Source organism: Isoptericola halotolerans, assembly GCF_013149785.1.
Lineage (GTDB): Bacteria > Actinomycetota > Actinomycetes > Actinomycetales > Cellulomonadaceae > Isoptericola > Isoptericola halotolerans.
The window spans coordinates 241,241-255,893 of record NZ_JABEZU010000004.1 but is presented as its reverse complement, the minus strand read 5'-3'; the positions used below and the strand labels follow the sequence as shown (position 1 = coordinate 255,893).

Genomic DNA, 14,653 nt, shown 5'->3' with positions numbered 1-14,653 from the left:
AGGATCAGCGATGACACCACCGAGTACCGCACCTCCTCGCCGTGGGCGACGCCCGCGGACCCTGGCAGCGCTCACGACGACGGCGGCGCTCGTCGTCGGTGGGGCGCTCGCCCCGCTCACGGCGACCGCCCTCCCGGCACCCGCGACGGCATCGACCGCCGTCGATCTTGATGACCCCAGCATCGACTGGCGCGAGATCGTCGTGGACGGCGAGGACGTCGACCGCCGCGACGACGGGACCGCGTTCAACACCTTCGGCGGCTTCGGCGCCGTGAACTGCAACAACACCGGCAATCTCCTGCTCGACTACAAGGAGGAGAACCCGGACGCCTACTGGCGGATCATGCACCTGCTGTTCGACCCCGACGAGGGCGCGGGCCTGATGCACATCAAGGCCGAGCTGGGCAGCGACACCAACACCTCCTCGGGGACCGAGCCGGCCACCAAGCGCACCGAGGACGAGCCGGCCAACGTGCTGCGCGGGGCGGGCTTCCACTTCATCGCCGACGCGCTGACCATCAACCCGGACATCGAGACCGAGGTGCTGCGCTGGGGCGAGCCCTCCTGGACGGGTACCGACCCGGTCAAGCGGTACCAGTGGTACAAGGAGACGATCGACGCCGCGTACGACACCTTCGGGGTCGAGCTCGACTGGGTCAGCCCCTCGCAGAACGAGGTGCGCGGTGGCTCGTGGCAGGCTGCCGAGCTGGACTGGACGGTGCAGTTCGCCCAGTGGCTCGAGCGCGACGCGCAGGCCGAGGACGCCCGCTTCGACTACCGCGACATCAAGATCGTGGCGCTGGACTCCTACCGTGAGGGGGACGCCATCGCCGGGCGGATCCTCAACCACCCGGAGGCGCTCGACCACGTGGACGCCCTCGGCTACCACTACGACATCGTCGGCGGGCCCAACGTCACCGCGCTCAACAAGGAGCACGGGATGCAGATCCTGTACTCCGAGGCGATCGCCCCCATGATCGACCCGCAGTACCGGCTGCACGCCGAGCCCGAGCGCGGCGGCGTCGGCGGGGCCACCAGCGCCGCCGACATCGCCGACCGCTTCATCAACGCCTACCGCTGGGACGGCGCCGGGGAGCACCCCGGCTACATGACGACGTTCCTGTTCCAGCCGGCCGTGAGCGCCATGTACGAGGGCACCCAGTACTCGCCCAAGCACCTGATCCGGGCCTCCGACCCGTGGTCCGGCTACTGGGAGGGCGGCATCGGCATCAGCACCGTGCGGCACTTCCACCAGTTCATCGACCACGGCTGGGAGTACATCGAGGGCGCCACCCGCGGCGACGGCACCAAGGGCGACGGCGGCACGCTCGTCGACACCTCCACCCGGACCGTGATGACCGCGCGGACCCCGGCCGCCGACGACGGCGCACCGGACTTCAGCCAGGTGCACGCCAACAACACCGCCGACGACCGGTGGTTCGAGGTGAAGGTGGCCAACCTCGGCGAGGCGCGCACCCTGCACGCCTGGCAGACCCGCGGGCCGGACGACGGCCAGGTGTACGACGCGAACCACTTCCAGCAGGTCGGCGGGCTCGACCCGGTGCGCTCGGAGACGATCGAGGGCACCGATCACCACGTCTACCGGGTGCACGTGGAGCCGTACTCGATCCTCACGCTCTCGACCCTGGAGAACGGGGTGCGCGGCGTCACCGAGGAGTACACGCCCGGCGACTTCGCGCCCGAGGCGCAGGACGAGATCCTCGCCCTGCCCTACGGCGACGACTTCGAGTACAGCGACTACCCGACCACCGTGGTCGGTGGCACCGAGATGTCCTACGTCGAACGGCGGGGCGGGGCGGCGCGCTACACGGCGGACCAGAACGGGGCCTTCGAGGTCGTCGAGACCTCCGGTGCACGGGGCAACGTGCTGCAGCAGCAGAACCACGCCGAGAACAGGGGTTTCACGTGGAACGTCTGGGGTGACGGCACGCAGGACAACCCGTCGACGGCGGCGCCGACGACCGTGCTCGGGGAGCACCGCTGGGCCAACTACACCGCGTCGGTCGACTTCCGGCTCGATCTCGTCGAGCGCGACCCGGGCCTCGACAACTTCGCCGGGCTCGGCGTCCGCCAGCTGTACGCCCGCGGCGGCGACCAGGCGACCTACGCGGCGCACGTGCACGACGACGGCTCCTGGCAGCTGCGTCGGCTCGACGTGCCCGTGGCGGAGGGGGTCATCGAGGACTTCGACCCCGAGTCCTGGCACACGCTGAGCGTCGAGGCGCGCGAGAACGTCATCACGGCCTCGGTGGACGGCGAGGAGCTCGCCACCTACGTCGACGCCGGCGCCAACCCCGTGATGACCGGTCGGATCTCGCTGGTCAGCGGGTACTACAACACGCGGTACGACGACCTCGAGGTCACCCCGATCGACGGGTATGCCTGGGCCTCGGAGAAGATCGACGACTCCGACCCGCGCATCGAGTACCCCGACGGTGCCACCTTCAGCCAGTCGGGCTTCGCCCACGACAACCGCACCCGGCACCTGGTCGCGACCGGCCAGTCCGTCCGGTTCGACCTCGACGGCACCGGGTTCGACCTGTACGGCGAGACCGGTCAGGCTACCATCGAGGTCCAGGTGGACGACCGTGCCCCGCGGACCGAGCAGGTGGGTGCCACCGGGGCACGGCAGACGTCCTACTGGCTGCGCGGCCTGCCGCAGGGCGAGCACACCGTGACGGTACGGGTGGTGTCCGGCACCCTCGGGCTCGACGGCGTGGACCTGCTCACCGGGGGCGCCGAGGTGCCCGAGGTGCCGGACGAGGAGCGGCCCGTCGCGGTCGCCGAGCCGGTGGCCCGCTCCGTCGTCGTGGCGGGCCAGGCCGTGGGGCTGCCCGAGACCGTCCGGGCGACGAGCGCTGCCGGCACGACCATCGACGCGGAGGTCGACTGGCTGGTCCGACCGGCCGACTTCGACACGGCGTATGCGATGGTCACCGTGCAGGGCACGTTCGTGAACGACCCGTCGTTGCGCGTCTCGACCGTGGTCGAGGTCGTTCCCGAGGGCGTCGTCTACTTCGTCGACGCCGCGGCGCCGCTGGTCCCCACGGCCGAGGCCTACGAGGCCGTCCGCGACCACGCCGCCGCCACCGGCGGGGGGCTGCTCAACGACCAGGCCGACGCCGCGTGGTCGGCCGACGCCGGCTGGGGCCGGGTCGCGTCCTACGGGGTCAAGGCACCGGTCGGCACCAGCCCGTATGACAAGACGCGCGAGACCGGCTACTACTCCTCGGGCACGGGCCAGGCGATCGAGTACCGGCTCAGCCTGGACGCCGGCAGCTACGAGGTCTCGTCCGGCCACACCGAGTGGTGGAACCCGGGCAGCGGACGGTCGCGGGACCTGGCGACCTCGGTCACCTGGACGACGGCCGGCGGCGACGAGCAGACGGTCCCGCTCGGCACGGCCTCGTTCCCGAACGGCAGCAACGGTCGGTCCGCCGTGATCAGCGGGACGCTCGACCTCCCCGAGGACGCCGTGGTGACGTTCAGCGTCGCGGCCGACGGCGGCACCGAGGCGCCGGTGCTGAGCTGGCTCGCCGTGGCGGGCGAGCCCCAGGCCGGCCCGACGGTCTCGGTGTCGGCCGAGCCGCGGTGCGTGGGCAAGCGCGTGATGGTGGCCGTCCGGGCGGTCAACGAGTCCGACGGCCCGGTCGACCTGCTGCTGGAGACGGCGTTCGGCAGCCGGGAGGTCACCGGGGTGGAGCCGGGTGACAGCGGGTACCAGTCGTTCGCCACCCGGTCCGCCCAGGTGGACGCCGGGTCCGTGTCGGTCACGGCCACGGACGACGCCGGCCGCTCGGTCGAGGTCGACGCGGACCACGAGGCGGCCGACTGCTCCTGAACCCACGCCCGGGGGGCCGGCACGGCCCCCCGGGCCCGAGCTTCGACGAGGAAGAAGGACGAGATGGACAAGAATGCAGGCGCCCGGCGGATGGCCGTCGGCGTGAGCGTCCTGGCGATGGCCGGGGTGGTCGGGCTCGCGAGCGCGGCCGCCGGGGACGACGACTCCGACGGCGTGGACCTGTCGGTCACGATCGAGGACCTGTCGCCGCCCGGGACACTGGCGATGTCGGTCGCGGCGCACGACGCCGTGGAGCTGGCCGAGGACGGCTCGGACGACGACGCCCGCCAGTTCACCGGGGCGCTGCCCACGGTGACGGTGAGCGACACCCGGTCCGCCGAGCAGGTCCCCGAGGGCTCCTACTGGGCCGTGGTGGGGCAGGCGGCCGACTTCACGTCGGACGGGGCCGACGCGTTCGGCGCGGAGTACCTGGGGTGGACGCCGCGGCTGGTGGCCGGTCCGGGTGGCGACGTGGCGGCCGGCGAGCCGGTGTCCTCGGTGATCGCCGACGGCTCGGGTGCCGACGCCGTCGGCCTGCAGGGCCAGGAGCTGCTGGTCTCGACGTGGGCCTCGGAGCCCGGCACGTGGGGCGTCGAGGCGGACCTCACGCTGCGGGTGCCCACCGACACCCCGGCGGGTGACTACTCGTCCACCCTGACGCTCTCGCTGTTCGAGGGCTGAGCCCCGCCTGACGTCCACAAGGGCCCGGCCTCGCGACCGCCACGGTCGCGGGGCCGGGCCCTTAAGCCCTTCGTCTGGTGCCGGTCCTGGTACTCCTTCTCGTCGCTGGCGCGCGCTCAGCGCGCCCCGTAACGTTGGGCAACGTCGGGGCGCTCGAAGCGGATCAATTTGCTTGGTCGCTTCCGATCAGCGGGGACCTCGGCTGCGCCCCACCGGATCGGCGAAGTGCCGATCTATACCTGCACTGCTGAGATTGCCGACGTGAAGCTTTTTTTGGGTGCCGTTCTGAGATTTATAGGAAGTGAGCATCTTATGCCCGGTGGTAGGCCAAGATGAAGATTGCGTATCGCATCCTTCTCATCGTTGTAGTTATTGCGGCGATCCTTGCTCTAGGTTGGTGGATTCTCGACGCTCTTGCCCGGATGTGGTTCCGCTCTGTTCCATGAAGACAGTTTGCTGGCGCTATCGCCTGCCGTCGCAAGCGACGTACTCGCATGAGACTTGTCGCGTCTGCGCAACGACACCACGCCCGACTCGGCACCCGGCTCGCCGATACGTACATGACCGCGCCTGCGATGAAGGTGCGAGCGCGGACAAGCGGACTCACTGCTTAGCCGGGAGCCGGCCCGGTGGACTCGCGGACCATGAGCCGCGGGCTGATCGCCATGCGGTGCACCGGCCGCGACGGGTCGGCGATGCGCTTGACCAGCAGGTCGACGGCCGCGTGGCCCACGGCGTCGCGCGGCGGGCGGACTGCCGTCATCGCCGGGCTGAAGAGGTTCGCGACCTCGTCGTCGTAGGCCACGACGGACAGGTCGCCCGGCACGTCGAGCCCGCGGTCCATGGCGCCCTGCGCGACGGCGGAGGCCTCCGGGTCGGAGTGCACCAGCAGGCCGGTGGTCCCGGAGCTGAGGGCTGTCGAGATGACCTCGTCGATGACGCCGGAGAACTCGGGGCGGCTCCGGTCCGGCGCGAGCCGCTCGAAGTGTTCGTCGCTGGTCAGCCCAAGGTCGTTGCACGCGGCGCGCCAGCCCGCCGCGATCTTCCGTGACGTCGGGGACTCTCGCGACAGCACGAGGCCGACCCGGCGGTGGCCCTGGTCGGCGAGGTGGTGGACGGCCATGAGGGCCCCGAGGGCGTGGTCCGAGACGACCGCCTCCAGGGCGTCCCGGTGCGGGGCACGGGCCGCCTCGCGCTCGACGAGGACGTGCGGCACGTCGGCGGCGGCGAGCCACTCGGCGACGTCCTGCGCATGCGAGCCGTCGATGCGCGGGGCGCAGATGATCCCGCGCACCCCGTCGGTGTCGACGAGGCGACGCAGGGCGGGCCGCTCGTCGGTCGTGTCGTACGACGACCCGCGCAGGACGATCCGCAGGCCGTGCTTGCGTGCCTCGGCCTCCATGCCGCGCACGACGCCGGGCCAGTAGTAGTCCAGGGAGGGGACGAGCACCCCGATCGCCTCGGCGGCGTCGTGCGGTGCGGCCGACGCGTGGCCCTGGAGCCCGCGCGCAGGGTCGGCCGGGACGGCGCCGCCGTGCACCCTGGTCAGCAGCCCTTCCTGCTCGAGCTGGGCGATGTCCCGGCGGACGGTCACCGCGGTGACCTCCAGCTCGGCCGTCAGGTCGGCGACGCGGACCACCCCGTCACGCTCCAGGACGCGCAGCAGGTGGGAACGTCGTTCGGCGGGCAGCGGCGAGCGCGGGCTCTCGGTGCTCACAAGGTCTCCTTCGTCGAGGTGGTCGTCGACCGGGCGGCGTGCTCGCGGGTGATGACCACCCGCGCCTCGCGCCGGTCCGAGACGTCGAGGTCGAGCCGGGTCAGGCGTTCGCCCCAGACGTCGCTGAGCAGCGGGTCGTCGAGGGGCCGGACGGTCAGCGAGGCCCGGGCGCCCGCGGGCCACTCCAGGCGGACCGGTGCGGCGCCGTCCAGGGGCCTGACGGTCGCGGAACCGGGACCGAGCGTGACGTCGCCCGCCAGCAGGAACCGCACCGTCGTCGGCGCGCCGGTGTCCCCGAGGTCCCAGGCGTCGTCGATCACGACCCGCGTGCCGTCGCCGGACCGATCGAGGCGGGCGCTGCGGCGCCACCGGCGCAGGCCGGGCACCAGGTAGGCGGCGGCGAGGTCCATCGCCAGCCCGTGCGGGTCGCCGGCCGGGTCGTCGAGCAGCTCGACGTCGCGCGCCCGGAACTCCTCCCCCACACCCTGCGCCGTCCCGGCGACCTCCGGCACGCAGTGCCAGGAGGACTGCATGGTCCAGATGTCGTACCGGTCGGGGCCGAACGTCTGCGCCGTGTAGGTGGGGCGTCCCGCGTCGACCACCACGGGCACGCCGTCGCTGGCGACCGTCACCGAGCCGACGTCGTTGTGGTTGTGGGCCTCGCCGTTGTGGCCGCCCTTGACCGACAGGGCCAGGCCGTCGGCGCTCCCGGGGCGCTCACGGACGACGAGCACCTGGGTGGACGCCCACCAGGACGACCGGGGGAGCGGGGCGGTGGCGCCGGCGTCGAGCGCGGCGTGCCAGCGGGTGTCGGTCACGCAACGCAGCAGGCGGCCCAGCCCCGCGTCCTCCTGCGCGACCGTGCCGGACAGCGCACCCGGGACGGACGGCGCACCCGTGCCCGCCTGGGCGACCGCGTAGGCCGCGGCGTCGTCGTCCCCCACCGCCCGGGCCGCGCGGTGCAGGGCGTGCCAGGGCTGGACGGCGGTGGTGCGGGCCTGCGCGTCGGCGACGCTGAGGTACCAGTCGCCACCGAGGTGCATGCGGTGCGGGAACGCGACGGTCTCGCGCAGGGCGGGCGGGACGACGGCGGGGTCGAGGGCGTCGAGGGCGCCGCCGGTGGCGTGCCGTAGGACGTCGAGGGCCTCCAGGGCGCGGCACGCGCCGTTCCACCAGTACCCGTACCCCTCGTCGATCGCGCCGTCGACCGGCAGGGCGGCGACGTAGCGGTCGATGCCCTGGACGCAGAGGTCGACGACGCGGGCCCGGTCGGCAGCCTCGTCGGCGCCGTCGAGCAGCCGGAGCCCGGCGACGAGCACGTTGCCGTGGATCCACGGGTTCCAGTTGTGCACGTGCCCGTCGAGGCCGAGCCAGTGCCAGTCGCGGCGGCGCAGGAACGGGTCGACGACGCGGGTCCGGACCTCGTGGCGGACGCGCTGGCGCAGCCCGGGGTAGCGCTCGTCGAGCGGGTCGGCGAGCACGTGGTCGGCCCAGGCGAGCTGGGCGGCGACCTCGCCGGCGCCGAGGTCGAGGAAGGGGTCGGTGACGGTGGCCAGCACGGAGCCGTGGCGGGCGCGGGTGTCGTCGTGCGCGGGCCAGCACCACGAGCTCTGCTCGCAGAGCTGCCAGATCCCGTCGGCGGCCTCGTCGACCCATGCGTCGTCGAGGGTCGTCGCTGCGGCGAGGACGGCTCGGGACAGTCGGTGCTGGCGGGTGAAGACGAGCTGTTCGTGCGTGTTCCGGTCACCGTCGTGGTGCACGCGGGCGGCGGTGCTGGCCAGCGGCTGGGGCCAGGGGGACCCGCGGTCGGCCTGCGCCCGGCTCACGACGGCCTCGACGGTCGCACCGTGCGCGACGCCGGCGCTCGGGTCCCAGGCGTTGCGGTCGTTCGCGGGGGCGACGGGCAGGGCGTCGCCGGGGTCGCGCAGCAGGCCGGCCGTCGTCACGGTGCCGGCCACGGGGTCGAGGGCCGCCGCCAGCGGCCCGATGAAACGTTCCTCGGTACCCATCTCTCCTCATCGAGATCTGCGTCACGATCCAAACGATCGGAAACGATCATCACAGTACAGCAACGTGGTTGACATGGCCAGAAGATGACCTATTTACTTCGAACGTGTTCGATCGAAGTGGATCGGGCAGGGGCGCTACGAGGCGGCCCACGCATTCGACGAGGAAGGACGACATGCCGGAGCCAGCGAGCTGGGATCGCGGGGCCTGGGCGGCACACGCCGACCGGATGCTCGCCGCCGTCGCCCCCTTCACCTCGCCCGGCGGGTCCCTCGTCACCCTTCCCGGTGCCGAGGGCGGCTACGGCCGCGCGATCGACGGCCTCGAGGGCTTCGCGCGCACCTTCCTGCTCGCCGGATTCCGCCTCGCCGGGGACGACGGCGAGGACCCGCACGGGTACGCCGAACGATTCGCCGCCGGGCTGGCCACCGGCACCGACCCGGCCTCCCCGGAGCGCTGGCAGCGGCTCTCCGAGCACGCGCAGGCCAAGGTCGAGGCTGCCTCGATCGCGCTGATCCTCGACCTGACCCGCCCGTGGGTCTGGGACCGGCTCGACCCGCGCGTCCAGGAGCAGGTGGTCGACTACCTCGCCGAGGCCGTCGGGGACGACACCTACCCCCGCATCAACTGGGTCTGGTTCCGCCTCGTCGTGCAGACCTTCCTGCGCGGCGTCGGCGGCCCGCACTCCCTCGACGAGATGCGCGAGGACCTGGCCACCCACGACACCTTCGCCCGCGCCGACGGCTGGCTCGCCGACGGCGCGGAGCGGTCGTTCGACCACTACAACGGCTGGGCGCTGCACCTCTACCCGACGCTCTGGGCGCGCATGGCCGGCGCCCAGGACCTGGCCGCACCGCGACGCGAGCACGACGTCGCCCAGCTCGACCGCTTCCTCACCGACGCGCTCGCGCTGGTCGGCGGCGACGGCTCCCCGCTGGTCCAGGGTCGCTCGCTCGCCTACCGCTTCGCCGCCGCCGCGCCCTTCTGGGTCGGCGCGATGGCCGAGGTCCCCTCGCACTCACCGGGCCGGCTGCGCCACGCCGCGAGCGCCGTCGTCGGTCACTTCGCGGAGCGCGGTGCTCCCGACGACGACGGCCTGCTCACCATGGGCTGGCACCACGCCTGGCCGCGCATCGCCCAGGCCTACTCCGGCACCGGCTCGCCCTACTGGGCCAGCAAGGGGATGCTCGGCCTCGCGCTGCCCGCCGAGCACCCCGTGTGGACCGCGCCTGCCGAGCCGCTGCCCGTCCAGACCGGGGACGTGCTGCGCACCGTCGCGGCACCCGGTTGGATCGTCAGCGGTACCCGGGCCGACGGCGTCGTCCGCGTGGTCAACCACGGCACCGACCACGCGCTGCCCGGTGCCGAGGTCGGGGACTCACCGTTGTACGCGCGCCTCGGGTACTCGACCGCCACCAGCCCGTGGCTCGACGAGGAGAGCTGGGACTCGCCCGTCGAGCAGTCGGTGGCGCTCCTCGACGCCGCCGGCCGGGCCAGCCACCGCGCCGGGTTCGAGGTGCTGCGCGCTCCCGAGGTGCGCGACGGCGTGGCCGTGGCGGCCTCGCGGGCCACGGCCCGCTGGCTCGACCCGGAGCCCGGCCAGCGTGACCACGGCTCCGGCCGGCACGGCACCACCACCTCGGCGGGAACGATCACCACCGTCTCGCTGGTCCGCGGCCCGTGGGAGGTGCGGTGCGTGCGCGTCGAGGACGTGGCCGACGACGGCGCCACCCCGGTCGCCCTGCGCGTCTCCGGCTGGCCCACCGTCGACGGCGACGGGCTGGTCTCCGGGCTCGACCCGCTGGTCGGGGACTGGACCGGGGCCCGTGTCGAGCGGCACGGGGCGAGCCCGCTCGGCGAGCGTTCCACCGTGCCCGTGCTCGACGGCCCCGTCGTCCCCGGAACGTGGGTCGCCGTGCTGGTGACGCTGCGCGGTGACGCTCGGGAGCAGCAGCCCGCCACCTGCACGATCGACGGTGACACCGCCGTCGTGACCTGGCCCGACGCCCTCACCACCCGGACACACCTGGGCTGACGACCGACACCTCTGATCCGACGCGCCTGACAAACCATGGCCCGCACCCGACGACGGGACGGGCGAACTCGAAGGAGAGCACCCATGAAGCGCACGATCCCCGCGGTCGGCCTGGCCGCCGCCCTCGCCCTCACGCTCACCGCGTGCGGCGGCGACACGACCGACGAGACCCCGTCCACCGGTGACGGGGGCACCACCGAGGAGATGGGCGACGAGCCCGTCACCCTCAGCCTCGCCGGGTGGAGCCTGTCCACCACGCCCGAGTTCCAGGCGCTGGCGGACGCGTTCAACGAGGAGCACCCGAACGTGACCGTCGAGCTCGCCGAGTACAGCGCGGGCGACGACTACGACACCCAGATGATCGCCGACCTCGCCGGCGGCACCGCTCCCGACATCTACGTGCAGAAGAACCTCAGGAACTTCTACACCTACGCGGACGGCCAGCAGCTCCTCGACGTCTCCGACGTCGCCGCCGGCCTCGACCCCGCGACGGGCGGCGTCGACTTCTACGAGATGGACGGCGCCTCCTACGCCGTGCCGTACCGCCAGGACGCCTGGCTGCTGTTCTACAACAAGGACCTGTTCGCCGAGGCCGGCATCGACGAGCCCGACGGCTCCTGGACCTGGGACGACTACGTCGACACCGCCAAGGAGCTGTCCGACGAGCTCGACGCCAAGGGCACCTACCAGCACTCGTGGCAGTCCGTGGTGCAGGGCTTCGCCCTCGCCCAGTCCGAGGGCGCCGCCCTCGACACCGGCGACTACTCCTGGCTGGCCCCGTACTACGAGCGCTCCCTCGACCTGCAGGAGTCCGGCGCCCAGGAGTCCTTCGGCACCGTCACCACCAACTCGCTGAGCTACCAGGCGCAGTTCGGCACCCAGGAGGCGGCGATGCTTCCCATGGGTTCCTGGTACGTCGCGACGCTCATCGCCCAGCAGGAGTCCGGCGAGGCCGACGAGTTCGAGTGGGGCATGGCGCCGATCCCGCAGGCCGACGCCTCCACCACCGGCACCGACGCCACGCCGGTGACGTTCGGCGACCCGACCGGCCTGGGCATCAACCCGGCGATCGACGAGGACAAGATCTCCGCCGCCAAGGAGTTCCTCTCCTTCGCCGCCGGTGAGGGTGGCGCCGACGCGCTGGCCGGCATCGGCATCACGCCGGCCCTGCTCAGCGACACCGTGGTGGACACCTACTTCGCCCTCGACGGCGTCCCGACCGACGACCTGTCGGCGTTCGCCTTCTCGACCCACGACACCCGGCCGGAGAACCCGGTCTCCGAGACCACCGCCGTCGTGCAGAACATCCTGGGCGACGCGCACTCGGCGATCATGTCCGAGTCCGACTCGATCGAGGACGCGCTCGCCGAGGCGTCCGACCGCGCCGCCAACGAGGCCGGCATCGGCTGAGCCGAAGGTGAAGCACCGGGTGAGGGCCGAGGAACGAGGCACTCGTCCGGAGTGGAACCGCTGTCTCAGCCGGTACGGCACCGGCTGAGACAGCACAGGCTGACCATCCCGACGTCGCAGCGGGGCCCCGCGAGGGCCCCGCTGCTCCGGGGAGGCGGCACCCGCCGACTCGCGACCAGACAGGAGTGACCATGGCGACGACCGCTGTCGACCAGACCCACGGGGGGCCGGGCCCGTCGGTGCCCGCCCCGCCACGACCGCGGCGGCGGTCGCGGAGCCGGCTCGCACTGCGCAACACCCTCATCGGCTGGAGCTTCATCCTGCCGAACTTCCTCGGCTTCGGGCTGCTGACGCTCATCCCCGTGCTCGCGCTGTTCTACCTGTCATTCACCAGCTGGAACGTCTTCGGCGCGGCCGAGTGGGTCGGTCTGGAGAACTTCCAGCGGCTGCTCGGGGACGGCAGCTATCACACCGCGCTGTTCAACACCCTGTACTACGGGGTGTTCCACATCCCGCTCACCCTGGTCTCCTCGTTGGGGCTCGCCCTGCTGCTCAACCGCCGGCTCCGGGGCGTCGCGTTCTTCCGCACCGTGGCCTTCCTGCCGTACATCACCTCGATCGTCGCGATCGCCGCCGTGTGGAACATGCTGTTCAGCCCCGAGTTCGGTCCGATCAACCAGTTCCTCGGCGCACTGGGTGTGCAGAACCCCCCCGGGTGGACGACGTCGGCCGACTGGTCGATGCCCGCGGTCATCATCGTCAGCGTCTGGCGTGACATGGGCTACTACATGCTGCTGTTCCTCGCCGGCCTGCAGACCGTGCCCGGCGAGCTCTACGAGGCGGCCCGCGTCGACGGCGCCGGCGCCTGGAGCCGGTTCCGGAACGTCACGCTGCCCTGCCTGCGGCCGACCACCTTCTTCGTCACCGTGCTGCTGACCATCGGCAGCTTCAAGATCTTCGACCTGATCCTCGTCATGACGGACGGCGGACCGGGGCAGTCGACGCTCGTGCTCAGCCAGTACATCTTCGACAAGGGCTTCGTCGAGAGCCAGTACGGCTACTCGTCCGCGGTGGCCGTCTCGCTGTTCGCGATCTGCCTCACCGTGACGATCTTCCAGTTCGTGTGGAACAAGAGGAGGGACGCCTGATGGCCACGGACGTCACCCCGGCGGTGGGGTACCGCCGACCGCCGCGCAAGCTCTCCGACCCGGTCAAGAAGGTCCTCGGGTACGGCGCGCTCATCGTCGCCGCGGCGCTCATCATGATGCCGTTCGTGTGGATGATCATCTCGTCGCTCAAGACGAACAACCAGGTGTTCACCATCCCGGTCCAGTGGATCCCCGACCCCGTGGTCTGGCGGAACTACCTCGACATCTGGACGGCGTCCGACATGTCGACGTGGCTGCAGAACACCCTCATCCTGTCGGTGACGGTCACGTTCCTGCAGGTGCTCACCGGCAGCTTCGCCGCCTACGGGTTCTCCAAGGTCGTGTTCCCGGGGCGGGACGTGCTGTTCCTGGCCTACGTCGGCACCATGGCCGTGCCGTGGCAGGCGTTCATGATCCCGCAGTTCATCATCATGTCGAACATCGGCCTGAACAACACGCTCTGGGCGATCATCGCCCTGCAGGCGTTCGGCGCCTTCGCGGTGTTCCTCATGCGCCAGTACTTCGTCTCGATCCCCGAGTCGCTGAGCGAGGCGGCCCGGATCGACGGGATGAGCGAGTACGGCATCTGGTGGCGGATCATCATGCCGCTGTCCGTGCCGGCGATCGCCAGCCTCACGCTGCTGACCTTCGTCAACACGTGGAACGACTACCTGGGCCCGCTCATCTACCTGCGCAGCCCGGAGCTGCGGACCATCCAGCTCGGGCTGCAGACCTTCATCGGCCAGTACGACGCCGAGCACGCGCTGATCATGACCGGCTCGGTGCTGTCCATCATCCCCGTGGCCGTGATCTTCCTGCTGGGCCAGCGCTTCTTCGTCGAGGGCATCGCCACGACGGGGGTCAAGGGATGAGCGCGAGGAGCCCCCGCGCCGGGGCGCCGAGGAACGAGGTGCATCCGGTGCGAGGCACCGCAGTGCTCGGACAGGGGAGTGCAGGATGAGCGCGAGGAGCCCCCGCGCCGGGGCGCCGAGGAACGAGGTGCATCCGGTGCGAGGCACCGCAGTGCTCGGACAGGGGAGCGCAGGATGAGCGCGAGGAGCCCCCGCGCCGGGGCGCCCCGCAAGGGCGTCGGCTCGGAGACGTACGAGTCGATCTTCGGCCTCGTCTACGTCGGCCTGGCCACGAACCTCCTGCTGGTGGTGGCGACCCTGCCCCTGCTGGTCCTGCTGATGACCACCGACCCGGCGACGTCGTGGCCCGCCCTCGCGGTGGTCGCGCCCGTCGCCGCACCCGCCCTGGTGGCCGCGTTCGCCGTCTTCGGCGCCCACTCCGCCGACGGGTCGACGACGGCGGTCCGCACCTTCGCGCGGGCGTACCGGCACCACCTGCGCCGCTCCCTGGCGGTCGGTGCCCTGACGAGCGCCGTCGTCGTCGTGCTGGTGGTGGACGTCGCTGCGGTCTGGGGTGCTCGCATCGGCGCGCTCGCCATCCCGGTGTTCGTCACGCTGCTCGTCCTGGCCGTCGCCACGGCCGTCGTGGCGCTCGTGGCGGTCCCGGAGCTGCCCGGCACCCGGCTGCGCGACCTGCTGCGCGTCAGCCTGTTCGTCGCCGTGCGCCGGTGGTACGTCAGCGCGGCCGCGCTGGCGGTGCTCGGCCTGCTCGCCGGCGTCGTCGTCGCCCGCCCCGCCATCGGGCTCGGTGTGACGGCCGCCCCGCTGCTCTTCGCGGTGTGGGGCAGCCACCGCTACGCGCTGCGGGCCCAGCTGCGCGCCGTGACGCCACCGGCCCCCGCCTCCTGAACCATCACGACGGCTCCCGACGCCGGAAAGCGA

At 72.1% G+C, this 14,653-nt stretch carries 9 protein-coding genes; 7 read left to right on the top strand and 2 right to left on the bottom strand.

Annotation, left to right across the window (positions count from 1 at the left end; translation table 11 throughout):
• Positions 1-10: 10 nt before the first annotated feature.
• A complete protein-coding gene (locus HDG69_RS15830; RefSeq protein ID WP_216645778.1) occupies positions 11-3,862 on the top strand; it encodes a hypothetical protein in 3,852 nt (1,283 codons plus the stop codon).
• Between the two features lie 63 nt (positions 3,863-3,925).
• Positions 3,926-4,543 (top strand): hypothetical protein, encoded by a 618-nt coding sequence (locus HDG69_RS15825; RefSeq protein ID WP_171784797.1) that lies wholly within the window; start codon positions 3,926-3,928, stop codon positions 4,541-4,543.
• Between the two features lie 610 nt (positions 4,544-5,153).
• On the opposite strand, the gene HDG69_RS15820 is transcribed toward HDG69_RS15825, so the two are convergent.
• Positions 5,154-6,260, bottom strand: a complete 1,107-nt coding sequence (locus HDG69_RS15820; protein WP_171784796.1) for a substrate-binding domain-containing protein — start codon at positions 6,258-6,260, stop codon at positions 5,154-5,156.
• On the bottom strand, positions 6,257-8,269 hold the full coding sequence (locus tag HDG69_RS15815) for a heparinase II/III domain-containing protein (protein WP_171784795.1): 2,013 nt from the start codon (positions 8,267-8,269) through the stop codon (positions 6,257-6,259). The genes HDG69_RS15820 and HDG69_RS15815 overlap by 4 nt, the downstream gene beginning before the upstream one ends.
• A 173-nt stretch (positions 8,270-8,442) precedes the next feature.
• On the opposite strand from HDG69_RS15815, the gene HDG69_RS15810 reads away from it, so the two are divergent.
• The 5 genes from HDG69_RS15810 to HDG69_RS15790 all read left to right on the top strand — a co-directional run bounded on the left by HDG69_RS15810 (position 8,443) and on the right by HDG69_RS15790 (position 14,620).
• Positions 8,443-10,302 carry a DUF2264 domain-containing protein gene (locus HDG69_RS15810; protein WP_171784794.1) on the top strand — a complete coding sequence of 620 codons (1,860 nt, stop codon included), beginning with the start codon at positions 8,443-8,445 and terminating at the stop codon, positions 10,300-10,302.
• Between the two features lie 84 nt (positions 10,303-10,386).
• Positions 10,387-11,712 carry an ABC transporter substrate-binding protein gene (locus HDG69_RS15805; RefSeq protein ID WP_171784793.1) on the top strand — a complete coding sequence of 442 codons (1,326 nt, stop codon included), beginning with the start codon at positions 10,387-10,389 and terminating at the stop codon, positions 11,710-11,712.
• Between the two features lie 191 nt (positions 11,713-11,903).
• Entirely contained in the window at positions 11,904-12,860 is a 957-nt protein-coding gene (locus tag HDG69_RS15800) for a carbohydrate ABC transporter permease (RefSeq protein WP_171784792.1), read from the top strand.
• Positions 12,860-13,732, top strand: coding sequence for a carbohydrate ABC transporter permease (locus HDG69_RS15795; RefSeq protein ID WP_171784791.1), 873 nt, complete (start codon positions 12,860-12,862; stop codon positions 13,730-13,732). Before HDG69_RS15800 ends, HDG69_RS15795 begins: the two co-directional genes overlap by 1 nt.
• Before the next feature lie 174 nt (positions 13,733-13,906).
• Positions 13,907-14,620, top strand: coding sequence for a DUF624 domain-containing protein (locus HDG69_RS15790; protein ID WP_171784790.1), 714 nt, complete (start codon positions 13,907-13,909; stop codon positions 14,618-14,620).
• Positions 14,621-14,653: the final 33 nt, after the last annotated feature.

Bases quoted from the DNA above. Each gene is read 5' to 3' on its own strand.
- HDG69_RS15805 (WP_171784793.1), top strand. From the start codon at position 10,387: ATGAAGCGCACGATCCCCGCGGTCGGCCTGGCCGCCGCCCTCGCCCTC.
- HDG69_RS15825 (WP_171784797.1), top strand. From the start codon at position 3,926: ATGGACAAGAATGCAGGCGCCCGGCGGATGGCCGTCGGCGTGAGCGTC.
- HDG69_RS15800 (WP_171784792.1), top strand. From the start codon at position 11,904: ATGGCGACGACCGCTGTCGACCAGACCCACGGGGGGCCGGGCCCGTCG.
- HDG69_RS15790 (WP_171784790.1), top strand. From the start codon at position 13,907: ATGAGCGCGAGGAGCCCCCGCGCCGGGGCGCCCCGCAAGGGCGTCGGC.
- HDG69_RS15810 (WP_171784794.1), top strand. From the start codon at position 8,443: ATGCCGGAGCCAGCGAGCTGGGATCGCGGGGCCTGGGCGGCACACGCC.
- HDG69_RS15795 (WP_171784791.1), top strand. From the start codon at position 12,860: ATGGCCACGGACGTCACCCCGGCGGTGGGGTACCGCCGACCGCCGCGC.
- HDG69_RS15815 (WP_171784795.1), bottom strand. From the start codon at position 8,269: ATGGGTACCGAGGAACGTTTCATCGGGCCGCTGGCGGCGGCCCTCGAC.
- HDG69_RS15830 (WP_216645778.1), top strand. From the start codon at position 11: ATGACACCACCGAGTACCGCACCTCCTCGCCGTGGGCGACGCCCGCGG.